The sequence below is a fragment of the Streptomyces humidus genome, from assembly GCF_014649655.1.
Taxonomy (GTDB): Bacteria; Actinomycetota; Actinomycetes; order Streptomycetales; family Streptomycetaceae; genus Streptomyces; species Streptomyces humidus.
In genome coordinates, this window is sequence record NZ_BMTL01000039.1 from 73075 (window position 1) to 91568 (window position 18494).

An 18494-nucleotide genomic window follows, 5' to 3' on the forward strand; every position below is an offset into this window, starting at 1 on the left:
TCACCGGGGTCGAGGGGGCGGTGGCCGTCGTGGGGACCGCGGAGGCCGCTTGCGGGGGCCGTCGGGGGTCTGTGGCGGGGCCAGATAGACGGTACGGTCGGCCGCGCGGGCCGGACAAGAAGGAGCCGTTGCGCACCGGTGAGCGGATCGTTGCGTGCGCGGGGGGCGCGGCGGCGATTCGTTGCGCGGGCTCACCGCCTCCGTCCCCGGGCCCCCGCCAGGGCCACGGCCAGGGCCGTCGTCAGATACGGCAACGCGCACAGGGCGAACACGGCGCGATGGCCGACTGCGGATCCGAGCAGCCCGTACACGCCGTACACCCCGATGGTCACCAGCTCCGTGCCCAGACCCGCGAGCGAGGTCAGGGTGGCCCGTCCGGCGCCCTCGATACGGCGCTGGAGCCGGACGTCCGCCAGGACCGTCGCGAGCTGGAAGCCGCCGAAGGCGAGGGCGACGAGGGCGACGCCCGCGGGCTTCCCGGTGAGCGCGCCGACCGCCAGGGCGAGCGCGGCCCCGGCGAGGAGCGTGGCGAGTCCGGCGCGGCCGGAACGTTCCGCCACGCCTGACAGCAGGCTGCCGACCGTGACGCAGGCCCAGATCAGCACGAGGAGACCGGGCACGCCGGCGGCCGGAACGCCGGTCTCCGCGACCAGCAGCGGGGTGTACTCGTCGAGCGCGCCCCACACCGCCGCGACGGCCGGTACGAACAGCAGAGCGCCGAGAACGGAGCGGTCCCGGCGGACGTCGGCGAACCCGGCGCGCAGGGTGGCGGCCCAGCCGTCCTCGGACGGGGCGGCGGCCGGGGTGCGGTGCTCGGGGAAGCGGGTGGCGGCCGCGGCGCAGAGCAGGCTCGCCAGCACACTGGCCGCGCCGACGGCCCGGTAGCCCCCGGCCGAGAGCACCGGCCCGGCCAGTGCCGTCGCCGCCATCACGGCGGCCTGGCCCAGCGCGTGGGCGCGGCCCATCACCCGGGCGTACCGGTCCGCCGCGCCGGCGCGTTCCAGTTCCTCGTAGACCAGCGCCTCCAGCGCGCCGGATCCCAGTGCGCCGCGCGCTCCCCACAGGACGAAGCCGGCCGCGAAGGCCCAGTACGACGGGACGAGCACCCACAGCGCGAAGCCGGCCGCGCCCAGCAGCGGGCCCAGCCACAGGAGCGTCCGCCGGGACACGGCGTCGGCCCAGGCTCCGGAAGGAACCTCCAGCAGGACGCCGGTCAGCGACCACAGGACGAAGAGGGAGGAGATCCGCCCGACGGACAGCCCGCTGTCCACGAACAGCAGCACGTACACCGGGTAGAGCAGGACGAACTCGTCGAGGAACGCGTACGCGTAGAGCGTGGCGGTCAGCCGACGGACGCCGGAACGGGGTGTCGATCAATGTCGCCAGGTCATGCTGCCCACGGTAGCCGCTTCACACCCCGTCGCCCACCGGTTTCCCGGCGGGCAGCAGCGAGCGCAGCCGCTGCGTGGTGACGCCCTCCAGGCCGGCCACGACGGTGCGGCCGGGCGCCGTCCCGATCGGCGCGAGCGACGGCACCGCCAGCACCGTGCAACCGGCGGCCTCGGCGGAGGTCACCCCCGTCTCGGTGTCCTCGACGGCCACGCAGGCCGCCGGGTCGACGCCGAGGGCGCGACAGGCGGCGAGGTAGGGGTCGGGGGCGGGCTTGGTGTGCTCGGTGTCGTCGGCGGTGACGGTGACGGCGAAGCGGCTCGCGCCGAGCGCGTCGAGCACCGTGTCGGCGACCGTCCGGGGGGACGCGGTCACCAGCGCCGTCGGCACGCCCTCCCGGGCCAGGCCGTCGAGCAGGGCGAGCGCGCCGGGGCGCGGCACGATCCCGGCGCGGACGCGGTCCGCGAAGTCCCGGTGCAGCGCCTCGGCGAGTTCCGCCGCGGGGCGGCCGGTGTCGGCGGCCAGCCAGTGGGCGGTGTGCTCGACGGGACGGCCGAGCACCTCGGGCCGGTCCGCCTCGGTCAGAGGCCGGCCGGCCGCCTGTCGCACCGCCTCCCACCACAGCCGCTCGGTGTCGACGAGCGTGCCGTCCATGTCGAACAGGACGGCCTGGAGGGGGAGTTGCGTCACGGTTGCCTCTTTTCGGTGGCGGATTCAGGAGGTGCGTTCGGTGACGAGCACCGGGCGGTCGGGCAGCGACACGTCCACCGCGGCGCCCGCGGTCAGCTCGGCGGCCTCGTGGGCGGGCAGGTCGGCCTTGACCTCGGCGCCGTCGGCGAGCCGGACGGTGATCCGGACGGCCGCGCCCAGGAAGGAGGTGGCGACCACGCGCGCGTGCCCGTCGTCCTCGGCCCGCACCCGCACGGACTCCGGCCGCACCAGGACGTCCACCTCGGCCCCGGCCGGGATCCGGCCGTCGACGGGCAGCCGGCGGCCGAGCACCTCGACGCTCGCGCCGTCCAGGCGTCCCGGGATCCGGCTCGTCGTGCCCACGAACCCGGCGACGAAGGCCGTGGCGGGACGGCCGTACAACTCGGCCGGGGCGGCGCACTGTTCGAGCCGTCCGGCACGCATCACGGCGACCCGGTCCGCCATGGACAGGGCCTCCTCCTGATCGTGGGTGACGAACAGGGTGGTGATGCCGAGCTCCTGCTGGAGCCGCCGGATCTCCTCGCGCAGGGTCAGCCGCACCTTGGCGTCGAGCGCGGAGAGCGGTTCGTCCAGGAGCAGGACGCGCGGGCGCAGTGCGAGGGCGCGGGCCAGGGCGACCCGCTGCTGCTGCCCGCCGGAGAGCTGGTGCGGGAACCGCGCGCCCTTGTCGGCGAGGCCCACCAGGTCCAGCAACTCGGCTGCCCGGGAACGTCGTTGCGCGGTGCGCACCTTACGCATCCGCAGCCCGAAGGCCACGTTGTCGAGCGCGTCCAGGTGCGGGAAGAGGCTGTACGACTGGAAGACCATCCCGGCGTCCCGGCGGTGGGCCGGAACCCTGGTGACGTCGTCGCCGTCGACCAGCACCTCACCGGAGTCGGGATGTTCGAACCCGGCGAGCATCCGCAGCGCGGTGGTCTTGCCGCAGCCGGAGGGGCCGAGCAGGGCGAGGAGTTCGCCCGGCCGGACGGTGAGGTCGAGGCCGTCGAGTGCGACGGTCGGCCCGAACTCCCGGCGCAGGCGGCGGAATTCGACGGTCGCCGCCTCCGTCGCCGGCTCGGGCGTCGTCGCTGTGTTGTCGAGCACGGTCATGGTTCATCCCCGGGAAGCAGTACGGGTGCGCCCGCCGAAGCCGGCGAGGACGAGGAGGAGCGCCCAGGTCACGAGCAGGCTGAGCACGGACACGGCGACGGAGAGCTGGGCCTGCGCGCCGCTGACGTTCACGATCCAGACGGCGAAGGGCTGGAAGCCGAGCAGCTGCGCCACGGTGAACTCGCCGAGCACGAGGGCCAGGGTGAGGAAGGAGGCGTTGAGCAGCGCGCCGCGCAGGTTGGGCAGGACGACCCGGACCAGTGCCTGCCGCCGGCCGGCCCCACAGCTGCGGGCGGCCTCGACGAGGGTGGGGACGTCGACGGAGCGCAGTCCCGCGTCCAGGGCCCGGAACACGAACGGCAGCGCCATCACGACGTACGCCAGGACGAGGACCACGGGGAAGCCGGGGTTCTGGATCGCGACGAGGGTCTGGAAGAGCGGGGTGCGCGAGAGATGCTCGGGTCCCCACTTCAGCACCGTCCCGATGCCCGCGACGAACGCGATCGGCGGCACCACCAGCGGCAGTGAGCACACCACCTCGACGACCGGCCGCAGCCGGGGCGCGCCCAGTCGCAGTGCCACCATGGCCGGCACCGTCAGCAGCAGGACGACGGCGATGGTGGCGACGGCCAGTTCCAGCGAGAGCAGCAGACTGGACCCGAAGCCGTCGGTGGAGAAGATCTGCGTGTAGGCGTCGAAGGTGACGCCCTGTCCGGGCACGTCGAGCGTGAAGACGACCGACGCGGCCAGCGGCGTCAGGAAGTACAGTCCGGCGAGGCCGAGGACCGGCCACCGCCACGGGTTCAGGCGAGCCATCGCGCGCTCCGTCGTTGCAGGGGCAGGTACACCGCCATGACCAGGCCCGCGACCAGGACCATGTCGAGGCTGAGCGCGAGGGCCACGTTCTCCTGGCCGACGAGCACGTTGCCGGAGAGGGCGTCGGCGATCTGGAGGGTGACCAGCGGGACGGAGCTGCCCACCATGGCGGCGGCGGTGGCGTACGCGGCGAAGGCGCTGCCGAAGAGGAGCACCAGGGCGCCGAGCAGCGAGGGCAGCAGGACGGGCAGGGCGACGTGCCGCCAGTACTGGACGGGGGTGGCCCCGTTGTTCTGCGCCGCCTCGCGCCACTGGGTGCGCAGCCCCTCCAGGGCCGGGGTGAGGGTGAGCACGGTCAGCGGGATCAGGAAGTACAGGTAGACGATCACCAGTCCCCAGAAGCTGTACAGGTCCCAGCCCTGGTCGGTGAGGCCGAACCGGCGGGTCAGCACACCGGCGTTGCCGAGCGTGGCGACGAAGGCGAAGGCCAGCGGGACGCCGCCGAAGTTGGCGAGCACCCCGGACGCGGTGAGCACGGCCTCGCGCAGCGCGCGGCGGCGGGAGGTCACCACGGCCTGGGCCAGCGGCAGTCCGAGCAGCGCCGCCAGCCCCGCGGACACGGCCGACAGCTTCACGCTGCCGAGCAGGGCCGTCAGGTACGCGCCCCGCAGCGAGGCGGTCAGGTTGCCGGCCGTGTACGAAGTGGCGCCCGAGGCCGGGTCCCTGACGGTGAACGCGCCGTCGAGCATGGCCACGGCGGGCAGCCCGAAGGCGAGCGCGGTGAAGGCGAGCAGCGGGACGACGGCGAGCCCGCCGAGGGACCGGCGCCGCCGCCTGACCTCGGCGGCGGACGCCACGTCGACCCGTACGGCGGTGGAGGTCATCCGGAGACGGCCTTCGCCCAGCCCTGCCCGAGGACCGTCTTGGCCTTGCTCTGCTGCGCCTCGGTCGGGAAGGAGGGAGTGCCGGAGACCTCGGGCAGCGCGGCCGCGGCCGTCCTGTCGAGGGTGCCGGCCTTCTCCATGACGGTCATCAGCACCGGCCGTGCGTGCCCCTTGAGCCACAGGTTCTGGCCCTCGGCGCTGTAGAGGTACTCCTGCCACAGGCGGGCGGCGGCCGGGTGCGGGGCGTCCTTGTTGACCGCCTGCGAGTAGTACTGGGAGAACTGGCCGTCGCGGGGCACCGCCACCTTCCAGTCGACGCCCTTGGACGTGAACTCGTCGGCGTATCCGGCGTTGAGGTAGTCCCAGTCGATGCTGATGGGCGTCTCGCCCTTCTCGACGGTGGCCGGCGTCGACTCGACGGCCGTGTAGTTGCCGTTCTTCTTCAGCTCGGCGAAGAAGTCGAGGCCGGGCTGGATGTCGTCGAAGGAGCCGCCGCTCGCGAGGGAGGCCGCGTAGACGCCGCCGAAGGCGGAGCCGGACTTGGTGGGGTTGCCGTTGAGGGCGACCTGGCCCTTGTACTGCGGCTTGAGCAGGTCCGCGAAGGTGGTCGGGCAGACCTTGACGCGCCCCGCGTCGCAGCCGATGGAGATGTATCCACCGTAGTCGTTGTACCAGCGGGCCTGTGCGTCCTTCTGCGCCGCGGGGATGTCGGCGTACGACGCCACCTTGTAGGGCGCGAGCAGCCCCTGCTGGGCTGCGCTCAGCGCGAAGGAGCTGCCGAGGTCGAGGACGTCCGGCGCGCGGCCCTGGCCCTTGCGCGAGGTGACGGCGTTGATCTCGTCCTGGCTGGCGGCGTCGGGGTTCTCGACCGCGACCTTGATGCCGTACTTCTTCTGGAAGCCGTCGATGAGGGCGCCGTAGTCGGCCCAGTCGCGGGGCAGCGCGATGGCGTTCAGCGTCCCCTCCTTCCTGGCCGCCTTCACCAGGGCGTCGAGGCCGCCGAACCCGGCGGCGGAGGTGGCGGTGGCGGCGTTCTTGCCGTCGGCGGCGGCCGCGGCGTCGCTGTCGGGGGCGGCGCCACAGGCGCTCAGGGCGAGTACGGCGACGGCGGCAAGGGCGCCGCCGCGGACGGCGACTCTCGGCAGGGGCACGGTCACGACTTCTCCAGGGGAGGGGCTGGAATGCGGGAGGCAGGGACAACTTGTCTGAACAAGTTGGCCTCAGTACGCACGCCGCCGGTGTCGTCTTCGTAAACAACGGCGAAACCCTGAGCCCCTGTTTCCCGCACAGTTGTGACCGTCGCCGGACCGCATCGCCGGTGGACTACGCTGGTCAGGCTGTGCACAGCAGTCGAGGCAGAGGGGAATCATGACCGCGCGACACGAGGAGATCGCCGACGAGCTGCGCCGGGCGATCGACCGCGAGGAGTACGCGGTCGGCGCGCGGCTGCCCGCCGAGACCGACCTCGCCGCCCGGTACGGGGTCTCGCGCGGCACGGTCCGCCAGGCCGTCGCGGCGCTGACCGCCGAGGGACTGATCGGCTCCCGCCAGGGCGCCCGCCGCGTGGTCCTGGCCAGCCACCGCAGCCAGAGCTTCGCCGAGCTGCGCAGCTTCGCCCAGTGGGCGCGCGCGATGGGCCGCCGGGCGACCGGCCGGGTCGTCCACCAGGACTACCGCCCGGCCGGCGCGGAAGACGCCGTGCGCCTCCAGCTCCGGGACGGGACACCCGTGCTGCACGTGCTGCGGTTGCGCGGCCTGGACGGTGAGCCGGTGCTCCTGGAGCGCACCGTGTACGCGGACTGGATCTCCCCGGCCGTCGAGTCGATCGAGCCGGACTGCCCCTCGGTGACCCAGCGGCTCCTCGACGACACCGGCCTCGTCTTCGCCTATGGCGAGCACGTCATCGACGCGGTGGCCGCGGGCGCCCAGGACGCCGAGCTGCTCGGCGTGCGCCGTACGAGCCCCCTGCTGCGCGTCCGCCGGGTCACCACGACCCGCGAGGGCCGCCCGGTGGAGTGGTCGGACGACCGTTACCGCTCCGACGCGGTCAGCTTCAGCGTGCACAACTCCATCGGGAACAACGCGCTGGCCCGCAAGACGGCCGAGTAGGACGCCGACCGGCTCGGGCCGGCGGCCGCGGTCAGGCCGGCGAGCCCGAGGAGAAGCGGCGCAGGAGCGGGGAGAGCACCAGCACCGACTTCGTGCGCTCCACGAAGGGCTCCCCCGCGATCCGTTCCAGGACACGTTCGAAGTGGCGCATGTCGGCGGCGAAGACCTGGGCGACGGCGTCCGCCTCGCCGGTGACGGTGGACGCCGCCACGACCTCCTGGTAGCGCTCCAGGCCACGCTGGATGGTCTCCGGGGAGGTGTTGCGCCGGCAGTAGATCTCGACGAACCCCTCGGTCTCCCAGCCGAGGGCCGCCGGATCGACCCGTACGGTGAAGCCGGTGATGGCTCCGGTGGCCCGCAGCCGGTCCACACGCCGTTTCACGGCGGGCGCGGAGAGGCCGACCAGGTGCCCGATGTCCGCGTAGGAGCGGCGGGCGTCCTCGGCGAGGGCGTGCACGATGCGTTCGTCGAGATCGTTCAGCACAGTGGGTCGATCACTTCTCAGATGGTGCGGGTGACACGAGTCGGGTGCGGCGGTGGCCGTAGAGGAAGTAGAACACGAGCCCGACCGCCGCCCGGACGCCGAAGACCGCCCAGGTGACGGCGGCCAGGCTGCGGCGGGCCGCTCTTCACCTCGCGCACGGTCCGGGCGAGCGCGGCCTCGGAGCCCCGAACCGCTGCCACGGCCGGGCGCCGGCGGCCACGGCCGGGACGAGCACGTGGAGCGCGGGCCCGCACCGCCCCCTGTCGTCCCGGGGGCCGTGCGGCGGGCGGGCGGCTCAGCTCCAGCTGGCGTGCAGCGGCTTGCCCTCCGCGTAGCCGGCCGCGCTCTGGACGCCCACGACGGCCTTCTCGGCGAACTCCTCCAGGGAGGCCGCGCCCGCGTACGTGCAGGACGAACGCACACCCGCGACGATCGAGTCGACCAGGTCCTCGACGCCCGGGCGGGCCGGGTCGAGGAACATGCGGGAGGTGGAGATGCCCTCCTCGAACAGCGCCTTGCGGGCGCGGTCGTAGGAGGACTCCTCGGAGGTGCGGTTGCGGACGGCCCGCGCGGAGGCCATGCCGAACGACTCCTTGTACGGGCGGCCGTTCGCGTCGTGCTGGAGGTCGCCCGGGGACTCGTAGGTGCCCGCGAACCAGGACCCGACCATCACGTTGGACGCGCCCGCGGCGAGCGCCATGGCGACGTCACGGGGGTGGCGGACACCGCCGTCGGCCCACACGTGCCTGCCGTGCTTCCTGGCCTCGGCCGCGCACTCCAGAACGGCCGAGAACTGCGGCCTGCCCACGCCGGTCATCATGCGGGTGGTGCACATGGCGCCGGGGCCGACGCCGACCTTGACGATGTCGGCGCCCGCGTCGATCAGGTCCCTGACGCCCTGCGCCGAGACGATGTTGCCGGCCACCACCGGCACCCGCGGGCCGAGGGCGCGCACGGTGCGCACCGCGCCGATCATCGACTCCTGGTGACCGTGCGCGGTGTCGATGACGAGCGTGTCCACGCCCGCGTCGAGGAGCTGCTCGGCCTTGCCCGCCACGTCGCCGTTGATGCCGACGGCGGCGGCGATGCGCAGCTTGCCCTGCGCGTCCACGGCCGGGGTGTACAGCGTGGCGCGCAGGGCGCCCTTGCGGGTCAGGATGCCGGCGAGCCTGCCCTCGGCGTCGACCGCGGGAGCGTAGCGCCGGTTGGCCGCGTCGAGGGTGTTGAAGGCCTCGCGCGGGTCGATCCCGGCGTCGAGCAGCAGCAGGTCACGGGACATGACGACCTCGAGCTGCGTGAACCGGTCGACACCGCTGAGGTCCGCGTCGGTGACGACGCCGACCGGACGGAAGTCCTCGTCGACGACGACGCCGGCGTTGTGCGCGCGCTTGGGCAGCAGGGCCAGGGCGTCGGCCACCGTCTGGTGCGGGGCGAGCACGATAGGGGTGTCCAGCACCAGATGGCGGCTCTTGACCCAGCCGACGACGTCGGTGACGACGTCGATCGGAATGTCCTGCGGGATCACCACGAGCCCGCCGCGGCGGGCCATGGTCTCGGCCATCCGGCGACCGGCGACGGCGGTCATGTTGGCGACGACCAGCGGAATCGTGGTGCCCGTGCCGTCCGGGGCGCCGAGGTCAACGGCCTGACGCGACCCGACCGCACTGCGGCTCGGCACCATGAAGACGTCGTCGTAGGTGAGGTCGTAGGCGGGCCGGATGTCGTTGAGGAAACGCACGTGCTGCACATCCCAGTCGATCAGAAGTGACCCCCGGACAGGTCAGCCGGGGGGAGAAGCACGTACTTCATTCTCCCACGAGGGCCGGGATGCGAGGCCCGGACGGAACGTCCAAGCAGCTCACGGGGCTGTCAGGAGGATCCTCCGAGAGCGAGCACCACGGACAGCGCGGGCGCCAGGTCCACCGCCGAGGAGAACACCTCCTGGGCGATCTCCCACTCCTCCGGCCGGGACTTGGCGTACTGCCGCCAGTTCCGGACGACCACGAGCACCGGTCCTGACTCGGGGCCGTCGGGAAGGCCGGTGAGACTGTCGGCGAGGGCGTCCCAGTTGCGGGGGAACCAGTCGGGCAGTTCGAGGTGGCGGGCGCAGCGGTCCATCAGGGCCGCCTTGTCCGTGACGCCGTCGAGGTCCAGTTCGAGCACGTGCTCCGTCATCCAGGCACCGTCCTGAGCGAGTCGTGGTCACGGCAGAGGGGGGCGGTCCGGAAGACCACCCCCCTCTCTCTGATCATCCGCCGGATCCCGTCCCGCCGGATCCCGCCGGATCGCGGATCCCGTCAGATCCCGTCAGGGTCCGACCGGTTGAGGGCGGGTTTGGGCGTGGGCCCGGCCGTCATCAGGTAGTCGGCCGCGGACGTGTCCGTCACCAGGCTGGTGACGAGCCCGGACCGCAGCACCGCGTCGATCGCGGCCGCCTTGCGCTGACCGCCCGCGATCGCGACGACCTCGGGGATCCGGCGCAGCTGGTCGGCCTTGACCGTGATGCACCGCTCGCCGAGGTCGCGTCCGACCCTGCGGCCCTCGGCGTCGAAGAGGTGGGCGGACATCTCGGCGGCGACCCCGAGCGAGGCGTAGTGGCCCCGCTCCTCGTCGCTGAGCATGTCGTACACCGTCGAGATGCCCGGCTCCCAGGAGCCGATGGAGACACAGGCGACCGTGACCTTGTCGAAGTACTCGAAGGCCCGGGCGATCCCGGTCTGATGGCGCAGCGCTATCGCGGTGGCCGCGTCCGGCAGCAGCATCGGCGCGTAGATGGGGTGCGCGTCGCCGCCGGACACCTGGGCGGCGCGGCGCACCGCCTCGACGGAGCCGCGCTCGGCGGTCCCGGCGTCGTACACGCCCGTCAGCTGCACGACCGTGCACGGCGGCAGCCGGTCCAGCGCCGCCGCCATGTGAATCGTGGACCGGCCCCAGGCCAGTCCCAGCACATCCCCCTCGTCCACCAGTTCGCCGAGCAGGTCGGCGGCTACTTCCCCCAGGTTCTCGGGGTCCGTGGTCTCCTCGGCCTCGGCCGGGGACTCGACCACGACGGCGTGCCTGAGGCCGTACCGGGCGCGGAGCGCGTCGGAGCGCTCGGCGTCCAGTTCGGCCGGCACACGGATCTCGATCCGTACGAGATCCCGTTCGAGGGCGGTCTCCAGGACCCGGGCCACCTTGAAGCGGCTGACGCCGAACTCCTCCGCGATCTGGATCTTGGACTTGCCCTCGAGGTAGAAGCGGCGGGCCATGGCCGCCGCCTGCACCAGCTCAGCGGGTCCCATCCGCATGGCTGACCGGCCCGCCGACATACCCGACACGGCGTTCTCCTCACTGCTGTTCACACTCTGGATACGCCGTTCATCCTCGCAGATCCGGCGCAGTTGATCAGCTCTGATGGGAGCCGTTCATATTCCTGTCGGCAAGTGGTCGGTTCAGTGTCCACAACCCCAGGTGGCGCCGGCGGTCGCCGCCTCCGCCTGAGCCCGCAGGCCACGGACCGCCTCGGCCGGGTCGTCGGCCCCGTACACGGCCGAGCCTGCCACGAACACGTCCGCGCCTGCCTCGGCGCACCGCTCGATCGTGGCGGCCGAGACCCCGCCGTCGATCTGCAGCCACAGGTCGAGCCCGTGCTTGCTGATCAACTCGCGGGTGCGGCGGATCTTGGGGAGCATGATGTCGAGAAAGGCCTGTCCGCCGAAGCCCGGCTCGACCGTCATGATCAGCAGCATGTCGAGTTCGGGCAGCAGGTCCTCGTACGGCTCGATCGGCGTGGCGGGCCTGAGCGCCATGGAGGCCCGGGCGCCCTTCGCCCGGATCTCGCGGGCGAGCCGCACGGGCGCGGCGGCCGCCTCGACGTGAAAGGTGACGGACGAGGCGCCCGCCTCTACGTACTGCGGGGCCCAGCGATCGGGGGCCTCGATCATCAGATGGCAGTCCAGCGGCGTGTCCGTCGCGCTGGCCAGTGACTCTACGACCGGCACACCGAGCGTGAGGTTCGGGACGAAATGGTTGTCCATGACGTCGACGTGGAGCCAGTCGGCTCCTTCGACCGCCTTCGCCTCGTCCGCGAGACGGGCGAAGTCGGCGGACAGGATGCTGGGGTTGATCTGCACGGCCATGACCCAAGCCTGCCATGCCCCGCGGGGGATGACGGCATCGGTACGCGACGGCCGCGGTCGTCCGTCCGGCGCGGGCCCGCCGTGGCCGGTCGTGCGGTTCCCCGCTCCCCTCACTCAGCACGGGCGCGGGGGTGGACATGACCGGGAACCGCGGGATCGCGCACCTCGTGTGCGGGCGGCGGGCCAAGTGGCTGGTGCTGGCGTTGTGGGTGGTGGCGCTGGCGCTGACGGCGCCCTTCGCCTCGAAGCTCTCCGACGCCCAGGACAACGACGCGGCCTCGTGGCTGCCGGGGTCGGCGGAGTCCACCCAGGTCCTGGAGCTGTCACAGGGGTTCCGGCCCGAGCAGATCCCCGCGGTCGTCGTCTACGCACGTGACAGCGGCCTGACGGCGAAGGACCGGGCGCAGATCGCCGAGGACGCCGCCGGGCTCCGCAGGCTCACCGCCCACGGCATCCTGGGCGCCGAGACCCGCGGCCCCGTCTACGACCGTCCGAACGCCCCCCGCGCCGCCCAGATCCTGGTGCCGATCACCATGGACGCCAAGGGCTGGCAGCGCATCGCCCCGGCCGTCGACTCGATGCGGCACGTCGTCGGCGACGGCGGCGCCGGGCTGGCCGTGCACATCACCGGGCCCGGCGGCACCTCCGCGGACTTCTCCAAGACGTTCGAGGGCATCGACTCGACCCTGCTGCTGGCGGCGATGGGGGTCGTCGTCGTCATGCTCCTGATCACCTACCGCAGTCCCACCCTGCTGATCGTCCCGGTGCTCGCCGTGGTCGCCGCCCTGTTCACCGCGCAGGCGCTGATCTATTTCCTGGCTCAGCACGCCGGTCTGACGGTGAACGGCCAGAGTGCCGGCATCCTGACGGTACTGGTGTTCGGCGCGGGCACGGACTACGCCCTGCTGCTGGTGGCCCGGTACCGGGAGGAGCTGCGCCGCCACGGGGACCGGCACGAGGCGATGGCCCTGGCGCTGCACCGCGCCGGTCCCGCGGTGCTCGCCTCCGGCGCCACAGTCGTCCTGAGCATGCTGGTGCTGCTGGCCGCCGAGATGAACTCCACCCGTGGCCTGGGTCCGGTCGCGGCCATCGGGGTGGCGGTGGCGCTGCTCGCGATGATGACCCTCTTCCCCGCCCTGCTGGTGATCTGCGGTCGCTGGATCTTCTGGCCGGTGATCCCGCGCTTCGGTTCCGCCGACCCGACCGAGCGCGGCGTCTGGGCCCGCACGGGACGCGGCATCGCCCTCCGCCCCCGGCCGGTGTGGGCCGTGACCGCGCTGGCTCTGGTGGTCTGCTCGCTCGGCCTGCTCCAGCTGCGCGCCGAGGGCATCTCCAACGCGGACGCCTTCACCGGCAAGCCCGACTCGATCACGGGCCAGGAGGTGTCGAGGAGGTACTTCCCGGCGGGCAGCGGCGACCCGCTGGTCGTCATCAGCGACGCGGCCCGGTCCCGGCAGGTGAAACGCGTGGTCGCGGGGGCAGAGGGCGTCGTGCCGACGTCCCTCGGTCTGCCACCGGGCACGAGACCCGTCCACGACGGCAAGGTCCTGTTCGAGGCCACGATGACCGCCCCGGCCGACAGCGAGGCCGCGAAGCGGACCGTGGAGCGGGTCCGGGACGCGGTGCACGAGGTGCCCGACGCCCACGCCCAGGTGGGCGGCGGCACTGCGGCCCTGCTCGACATGGACAGGGCGACCACCCACGACAACCGGCTGATCATCCCGCTGGTCCTGGGCGTGGTCCTGCTCATCCTCTGCGCGCTGCTGCGCGCCCTGATCGCCCCGCTGCTGCTGGTGGGAACCGTGATCCTGTCCTTCACAGCGGCCCTGGGCCTCAGCGCGCTGGCGTTCCGCCACCTGTTCGACTACGCGGGCGAGTCGACGGACTTCCCGCTGTTCGTCTTCGTCTTCCTGGTGGCCCTGGGCATCGACTACAACATCTTCCTGACCACCCGGATCCGCGAGGAGGCCGCCCACCAGGGCACCCGGCAGGGCGTGGTGACGGGCCTGGCGGCGACCGGCGCGGTGATCACCTCGGCGGGTCTGGTCCTGGCCGGCACCTTCGCGGCCCTCGGCACGCTCCCCATGGTCGCCTTCGCGGAGATCGGCTTCGCGGTGGCCCTCGGCGTCCTCCTGGACACCTTCATCGTGCGCTCGATCCTGGTCACCTCGCTGTTCCTGGACATCGGGCCGCGGGTGTGGTGGCCGCACCGGCTCTCCCGGGAGGACGGCCGGAACGGACCGCGACGGCCTCCGCCGCCGGTGGGGACGAACGAGCCCTTTGCATGACCATGCGAGTTCATGCATAATCTTCCTATGTCCAAGGTCCTCACCTCCCTTCCCGCCGGCGAGCGCGTCGGCATCGCCTTCTCCGGCGGGCTCGACACCTCGGTCGCGGTCGCGTGGATGCGCGACAAGGGCGCCGTCCCGTGCACCTACACCGCCGACATCGGCCAGTACGACGAGCCCGACATCGCCTCGGTGCCCGGCCGCGCGAAGACGTACGGCGCCGAGATCGCGCGCCTGGTCGACTGCCGCGCGGCGCTGGTCGAGGAGGGCCTGGCCGCGCTCACCTGCGGGGCGTTCCACATCCGCTCGGGCGGGCGCGCCTACTTCAACACCACGCCTCTCGGCCGTGCCGTCACCGGCACCCTCCTGGTCCGGGCGATGCTCGAGGACGACGTCCAGATCTGGGGCGACGGCTCGACGTTCAAGGGCAACGACATCGAGCGGTTCTACCGCTACGGTCTGCTGGCCAACCCGCACCTGCGCATCTACAAGCCCTGGCTGGACGCGGACTTCGTGACCGAGCTCGGCGGGCGCAAGGAGATGTCCGAGTGGCTCGTCGCCCACGAGCTGCCCTACCGGGACAGCACGGAGAAGGCGTACTCCACCGACGCCAACATCTGGGGCGCCACCCACGAGGCCAAGACCCTCGAGCACCTGGACACCGGCATCGAGACCGTCGAGCCCATCATGGGCGTACGGTTCTGGGACCCCTCGGTCGAGATCGCCGCCGAGGACGTGACGATCGGCTTCGACCAGGGCCGCCCGGTGACGATCGACGGCAAGGAGTTCGCCTCCCCCGTCGACCTGGTCATGGAGGCCAACGCCATCGGCGGCCGCCACGGCCTGGGCATGTCCGACCAGATCGAGAACCGGATCATCGAGGCCAAGAGCCGCGGCATCTACGAGGCCCCCGGCATGGCCCTGCTGCACGCCGCCTACGAGCGTCTGGTCAACGCGATCCACAACGAGGACACCGTCGCCCAGTACCACAACGAGGGCCGGCGGCTGGGCCGCCTCATGTACGAGGGCCGCTGGCTGGACCCGCAGGCGCTGATGATCCGGGAGTCGCTGCAGCGCTGGGTCGGCGCGGCCGTGACCGGTGAGGTCACCCTGCGGCTGCGGCGCGGCGAGGACTACTCGCTCCTCGACACCACCGGCCCCGCGTTCAGCTACCACCCGGACAAGCTGTCCATGGAGCGCACCGAGGACTCCGCGTTCGGTCCGGTGGACCGGATCGGCCAGCTCACCATGCGCAACCTCGACATCGCCGACTCGCGCGCCAAGCTGGAGCAGTACGCCGGGCTCGGTCTGATCGGCACCGGCAGCCCCGCCATCGGCGCGGCCCAGGCGGCCGCGACCGGCCTGATCGGCACCATGCCGGAGATGCCCGAGGGCGGCGCCGAGGCCATCGCCTCGCGCGGCGAGGTCTCCGAGGACGACGCGCTGCTGGACCGCGCCGCGATGGAGTTCGGCACGGACTGACCCCTACGGGGCGAACGCCAGTAGGAGCCCGGGGGCCGGCGCGCCGGTCCCCGGGCTCCCGTGCATCCGCGCCATGCCCGAGGAACCGGTGAAACCCGCGGAACCAGTGGGAACCGCATGAAGCCGGTGACACGCACGGAGAAGGCCGGCCACACGCGGACAGCGTGCGGCCGGCCTTCTCCGCGATCCCGCGCGGGCTCGAGCGCGGGGCTCAGCCGGTCTTCTTGATCAACGCCAGGTACATGGCGTCGGTGCCGTGCAGATGCGGCCACAGCTGGATGTCGGGGCCGTCCCCCAGCGCCGGCACGCCCGGCAGCAGCGGCCGCGCGTCGATCAGCTCGGCCTGCGGGTACTGCTTGAGGACGTCGGAGACGACGGCCCTGGTCTCGGCGAGGTGCGGCGAGCAGGTGGCGTACCCGACGACGCCTCCGACCCGGACGGACTCGAGAGCGGTCCGCAGCAGTCCGCGCTGCAGCGGCCCGAACCCGTCGAGGTCCTCCGGCCGACGCCGCCAGCGCGCCTCGGGCCGCCGGCGCAGGGCGCCGAGCCCCGTGCACGGCACGTCCATCAGCACTCGGTCGAAGGAGCCCGGCCGCCACGGCGGCCGCGTCCCGTCGGCGGCGATGACCTGGTACGGCCCGGGATTCCCGGCCAGCGCCCTGGCGACGAGGCCCGCCCGGTGCGGCTGCTTCTCCGAGGCCAGCAGGACGGCTCCGCGCTCGGCGGCGAGCGCGGCGAGCAGCGCGGCCTTGCCGCCGGGGCCCGCACAACCGTCCAGCCACTTCGTGTCCGGCCCGTCGAGCGGCGCGTCGGCCAGCGCGAGCGCCACGAGCTGGCTGCCCTCGTCCTGGACGCCCGCCCGCCCGTCCCGGACGGCGTCGATGGCGCCGGGCTCGCCGCCCTCGGTCAGCCGGACGGCGTACGGCGACCAGCGCCCGGCGACCGCGGCCTCCTCCCGGAGCAGTTCCCCGGTCGTGGCCCGGCCCGGCCGGGCGACCAGCGTCACCTCGGGCCGCTCGTTGTCGGCCTCCAGCAGGTCCTCGATGCCGGCCCGGCCGCCGCCGAGCGAGTCCCAGAGCGCGGAGACGACCCAGCGCGGGTGCGAGTGCACGACGGCGAGGTGATCCTCGGGGTCGTCGTCGTAGGGCGGGGCGACCTTTTCGATCCACTCGTCCAGATCGTGCTGGGCGATCTTGCGCAGCACGGCGTTGACGAACTTGGCGCGCCCGTCGCCGAGCACCACCCGGGCGAGGTCGACGGAGGCGGACACGGCGGCGTGGGTCGGGATGCGCGTCCCCAGGAGCTGGTGCGCGCCGAGGCTCAGGACGTCGAGAACCGGCGGGTCGACCTCGCGCAGGGGCCGGTCGACGCAGGCAGAGATGACGGCGTCGTACGTCCCCTGCCGGCGCAGCGTGCCGTAGACCAGCTCGGTGGCGAGGGCCGCGTCCCGCCCGTCGAACTTGTCGGGGCCCTCCTTCTCCCGGGCCTTGCGCAGCAGCGGCGGCAGCACGAGGTTGGCGTAGGCGTCCCGTTCGTCCACCGCCCGCAGCGCCTCGAAGGCGAGGAGGCGGACGGGGTCCTTCTGGGGCCGACGGTAGGGCTTGCCCGACTTACGGGGACGCTGGGGCTGTTCGCTCACGAAAAGGTGCTCCGGATTGCAGGAGAGAAGACGCGTCCAGCGTACGTCGACCGGCACGCCCGACGGCTCGAGGGACTGACTGGGCTTGCGCGGCGCGAGGGCGGCCCGGCCGGACCGCAGGAGCCCGGCACCCGCCCGAGGACGCGCGGCCGCGTGACCAATGTACCCACGCGCACACACTCGGTGGGCCCGCACGACCGACGGGCGCGCGGCCGGGAACCCGCCCGCCAGACGGGCCCACCCGAACGATGGGCCCGCACGACAGCTGGGCCCACCCGGCCGGCAGGTCCACCCGACCCGTGGGCCGGTCAAGGCGGGCCCGCGGTCTAGCGTCACGCCCCGACGGTCTCGCCGTCCGCGATCCGGACGCCCCGTGCCCAGTCGGCGGCGCGCATCGGCTTCTTGCCCTGGGCCTGCACCCACACCAGCTCGACCGCGTACGAGCCCGTGCCGACGTGGACGCTGTTCTTGCCGACGGAGAGGGCGCCCGGCGGGAGTTCGGTCCGCTCCGGAACGGGCTTGACCTGGATGAGCTTGAGCCGCTCGCCGCGGAACGTGGTCCACGCCCCCGGGGCGGGGGTGCAGCCGCGTACGACGCGGTCCACGCGCAGGGCCGGTGTGGCCCAGTCCACCTGGGCGTCCTCGACGGTGATCTTCGGTGCGAGGGTGATCCCCTCGCCCGGCTGCGGCACGGCCTCCAGCGCGCCGTCCTCGATCCCGTCCATCGTCGCGGCCAGCAGCCCGCTGCCGGCGAACGCCAGCCGGGTGAGCAGGTCGCCGCTGGTGTCGGTGGACCGGATCTCCTCGGTGACCGTCCCGTACACCGGCCCCGAGTCGAGCCCTTCCTCGATGAGGAAGGTGGACGCGCCGGTGATCTCGTCGCCCGCCATGATGGCGTGCTGCACGGGAGCGGCCCCCCGCCAGGCGGGCAGCAGGGAGAAGTGCAGGTTGACCCAGCCGTGCGCCGGGATGTCGAGGGCCGCCCTCGGCAGCAGCGCCCCGTACGCGACGACGGGACAGCAGTCCGGCGCGATCTCCCTCAGCCGCTCCAGGAACTCCGGCTCCCGGGGCCTGGCGGGCCTCAGCACCTCGATGCCGGCCTCCTCGGCCCGCTGGGCGACGGGAGAGGCGACCAGCCTGCGCCCCCGGCCGGCCGGCGCGTCCGGGCGGGTGACCACGGCGACCACCTCGTGCCGCCCGGAGGCGATCAGAGCGTCCAGAGCGGGAACGGCGACCTCGGGGGTGCCGGCGAAGACGAGCTTCATGAGTGGGCGGTGCCTCTCGGAGGGACGGACGGCGGGCAGCACACAAGTTTTTGACGCTCCCCTCCCTGAAGGAAGGAGATTCTTACGGCTCGCGCCGTGAGACTTCCTGTTTCATCGCCGACTGCCCGCCCGGAGTTCTCCGTTGAGGTCTTACACCAGCTCCACAGGCCGATACCGCCCGTCCGGCGGCCAGCAGGTTCTTCGCCGCGTTCACGTCCCG

The 18494-nt window shown here is 72.9% G+C and carries 15 protein-coding genes and 2 pseudogenes; 3 read left to right on the forward strand and 14 right to left on the reverse strand.

Annotation, left to right across the window (positions count from 1 at the left end; translation table 11 throughout):
- Positions 1-191 precede the first annotated feature (191 nt).
- From IE239_RS34610 to IE239_RS34635, 6 genes and pseudogenes are all read right to left on the reverse strand, one after another.
- The gene (locus tag IE239_RS34610; protein ID WP_190153447.1) at positions 192-1346 is read right to left on the reverse strand and encodes an MFS transporter; all 1155 of its coding nucleotides are present in this window, start codon (positions 1344-1346) and stop codon (positions 192-194) included.
- 94 nt (positions 1347-1440) lie between these two features.
- Positions 1441-2079: pseudogene (locus IE239_RS34615) on the reverse strand (HAD family hydrolase); the annotation flags it as partial.
- A 24-nt stretch (positions 2080-2103) separates the two neighbouring features.
- A complete protein-coding gene (locus IE239_RS34620; protein WP_190153427.1) occupies positions 2104-3189 on the reverse strand; it encodes an ABC transporter ATP-binding protein in 1086 nt (361 codons plus the stop codon).
- 3 nt (positions 3190-3192) lie between these two features.
- Complete coding sequence (locus IE239_RS34625) at positions 3193-4005, reverse strand: ABC transporter permease (RefSeq protein ID WP_190153428.1); 813 nt, start codon at positions 4003-4005, stop codon at positions 3193-3195.
- Positions 3993-4889, reverse strand: coding sequence for an ABC transporter permease (locus tag IE239_RS34630; protein WP_190153429.1), 897 nt, complete (start codon positions 4887-4889; stop codon positions 3993-3995). The genes IE239_RS34625 and IE239_RS34630 overlap by 13 nt, the downstream gene beginning before the upstream one ends.
- Positions 4886-6046 (reverse strand): ABC transporter substrate-binding protein, encoded by a 1161-nt coding sequence (locus IE239_RS34635; protein ID WP_190153430.1) that lies wholly within the window; start codon positions 6044-6046, stop codon positions 4886-4888. The genes IE239_RS34630 and IE239_RS34635 overlap by 4 nt, the downstream gene beginning before the upstream one ends.
- Before the next feature lie 211 nt (positions 6047-6257).
- Between IE239_RS34635 and IE239_RS34640 the strand changes: the two genes are divergently transcribed.
- Complete coding sequence (locus tag IE239_RS34640; protein ID WP_190153431.1) at positions 6258-6998, forward strand: GntR family transcriptional regulator; 741 nt, start codon at positions 6258-6260, stop codon at positions 6996-6998.
- 31 nt (positions 6999-7029) lie between these two features.
- On the opposite strand, the gene IE239_RS34645 is transcribed toward IE239_RS34640, so the two are convergent.
- The 5 genes from IE239_RS34645 to rpe form a co-directional block, all read right to left on the reverse strand.
- Positions 7030-7482, reverse strand: coding sequence for an Lrp/AsnC family transcriptional regulator (locus tag IE239_RS34645; RefSeq protein WP_109001610.1), 453 nt, complete (start codon positions 7480-7482; stop codon positions 7030-7032).
- A 295-nt stretch (positions 7483-7777) separates the two neighbouring features.
- Positions 7778-9220: a GuaB1 family IMP dehydrogenase-related protein gene (locus IE239_RS34650; protein ID WP_190153448.1), complete on the reverse strand. Its 1443-nt coding sequence runs from the start codon at positions 9218-9220 to the stop codon at positions 7778-7780.
- 131 nt (positions 9221-9351) lie between these two features.
- Positions 9352-9657, reverse strand: coding sequence for a barstar family protein (locus tag IE239_RS34655; RefSeq protein WP_190153432.1), 306 nt, complete (start codon positions 9655-9657; stop codon positions 9352-9354).
- A gap of 122 nt (positions 9658-9779) precedes the next feature.
- The gene (locus tag IE239_RS34660) at positions 9780-10823 is read right to left on the reverse strand and encodes a sugar-binding transcriptional regulator (protein ID WP_190153433.1); all 1044 of its coding nucleotides are present in this window, start codon (positions 10821-10823) and stop codon (positions 9780-9782) included.
- A 90-nt stretch (positions 10824-10913) separates the two neighbouring features.
- Complete coding sequence (gene rpe / locus IE239_RS34665) at positions 10914-11600, reverse strand: ribulose-phosphate 3-epimerase (protein ID WP_190153434.1); 687 nt, start codon at positions 11598-11600, stop codon at positions 10914-10916.
- 137 nt (positions 11601-11737) lie between these two features.
- Here rpe and IE239_RS34670 point away from each other — a divergent pair, with 137 nt between their 5' ends.
- Together IE239_RS34670 and argG are read left to right on the forward strand one after the other, a co-directional pair.
- A complete protein-coding gene (locus IE239_RS34670; RefSeq protein ID WP_190153435.1) occupies positions 11738-13888 on the forward strand; it encodes an MMPL family transporter in 2151 nt (716 codons plus the stop codon).
- Between the two features lie 27 nt (positions 13889-13915).
- A complete protein-coding gene (gene argG / locus IE239_RS34675) occupies positions 13916-15370 on the forward strand; it encodes an argininosuccinate synthase (protein ID WP_190153436.1) in 1455 nt (484 codons plus the stop codon).
- Positions 15371-15581: 211 nt separating this feature from the next.
- On the opposite strand, the gene IE239_RS34680 is transcribed toward argG, so the two are convergent.
- From IE239_RS34680 to IE239_RS42615, 3 genes and pseudogenes are all read right to left on the reverse strand, one after another.
- On the reverse strand, positions 15582-17009 hold the full coding sequence (locus IE239_RS34680; RefSeq protein ID WP_190153437.1) for an RsmB/NOP family class I SAM-dependent RNA methyltransferase: 1428 nt from the start codon (positions 17007-17009) through the stop codon (positions 15582-15584).
- A gap of 332 nt (positions 17010-17341) precedes the next feature.
- Complete coding sequence (gene fmt, locus IE239_RS34685; protein ID WP_190153438.1) at positions 17342-18274, reverse strand: methionyl-tRNA formyltransferase; 933 nt, start codon at positions 18272-18274, stop codon at positions 17342-17344.
- 82 nt (positions 18275-18356) lie between these two features.
- Positions 18357-18494, reverse strand: a pseudogene (locus IE239_RS42615) (RNA-guided endonuclease TnpB family protein); the annotation flags it as partial.

Excerpts from the sequence above, each read along its gene's own strand:
- IE239_RS34620 (WP_190153427.1), bottom strand. The coding sequence starts at position 3,189 with ATGACCGTGCTCGACAACACAGCGACGACGCCCGAGCCGGCGACGGAG.
- IE239_RS34625 (WP_190153428.1), bottom strand. The coding sequence starts at position 4,005 with ATGGCTCGCCTGAACCCGTGGCGGTGGCCGGTCCTCGGCCTCGCCGGA.
- IE239_RS34630 (WP_190153429.1), bottom strand. The coding sequence starts at position 4,889 with ATGACCTCCACCGCCGTACGGGTCGACGTGGCGTCCGCCGCCGAGGTC.
- IE239_RS34640 (WP_190153431.1), top strand. The coding sequence starts at position 6,258 with ATGACCGCGCGACACGAGGAGATCGCCGACGAGCTGCGCCGGGCGATC.
- IE239_RS34655 (WP_190153432.1), bottom strand. The coding sequence starts at position 9,657 with ATGACGGAGCACGTGCTCGAACTGGACCTCGACGGCGTCACGGACAAG.
- rpe (WP_190153434.1), bottom strand. The coding sequence starts at position 11,600 with ATGGCCGTGCAGATCAACCCCAGCATCCTGTCCGCCGACTTCGCCCGT.
- IE239_RS34670 (WP_190153435.1), top strand. The coding sequence starts at position 11,738 with ATGACCGGGAACCGCGGGATCGCGCACCTCGTGTGCGGGCGGCGGGCC.
- argG (WP_190153436.1), top strand. The coding sequence starts at position 13,916 with ATGTCCAAGGTCCTCACCTCCCTTCCCGCCGGCGAGCGCGTCGGCATC.
- fmt (WP_190153438.1), bottom strand. The coding sequence starts at position 18,274 with ATGAAGCTCGTCTTCGCCGGCACCCCCGAGGTCGCCGTTCCCGCTCTG.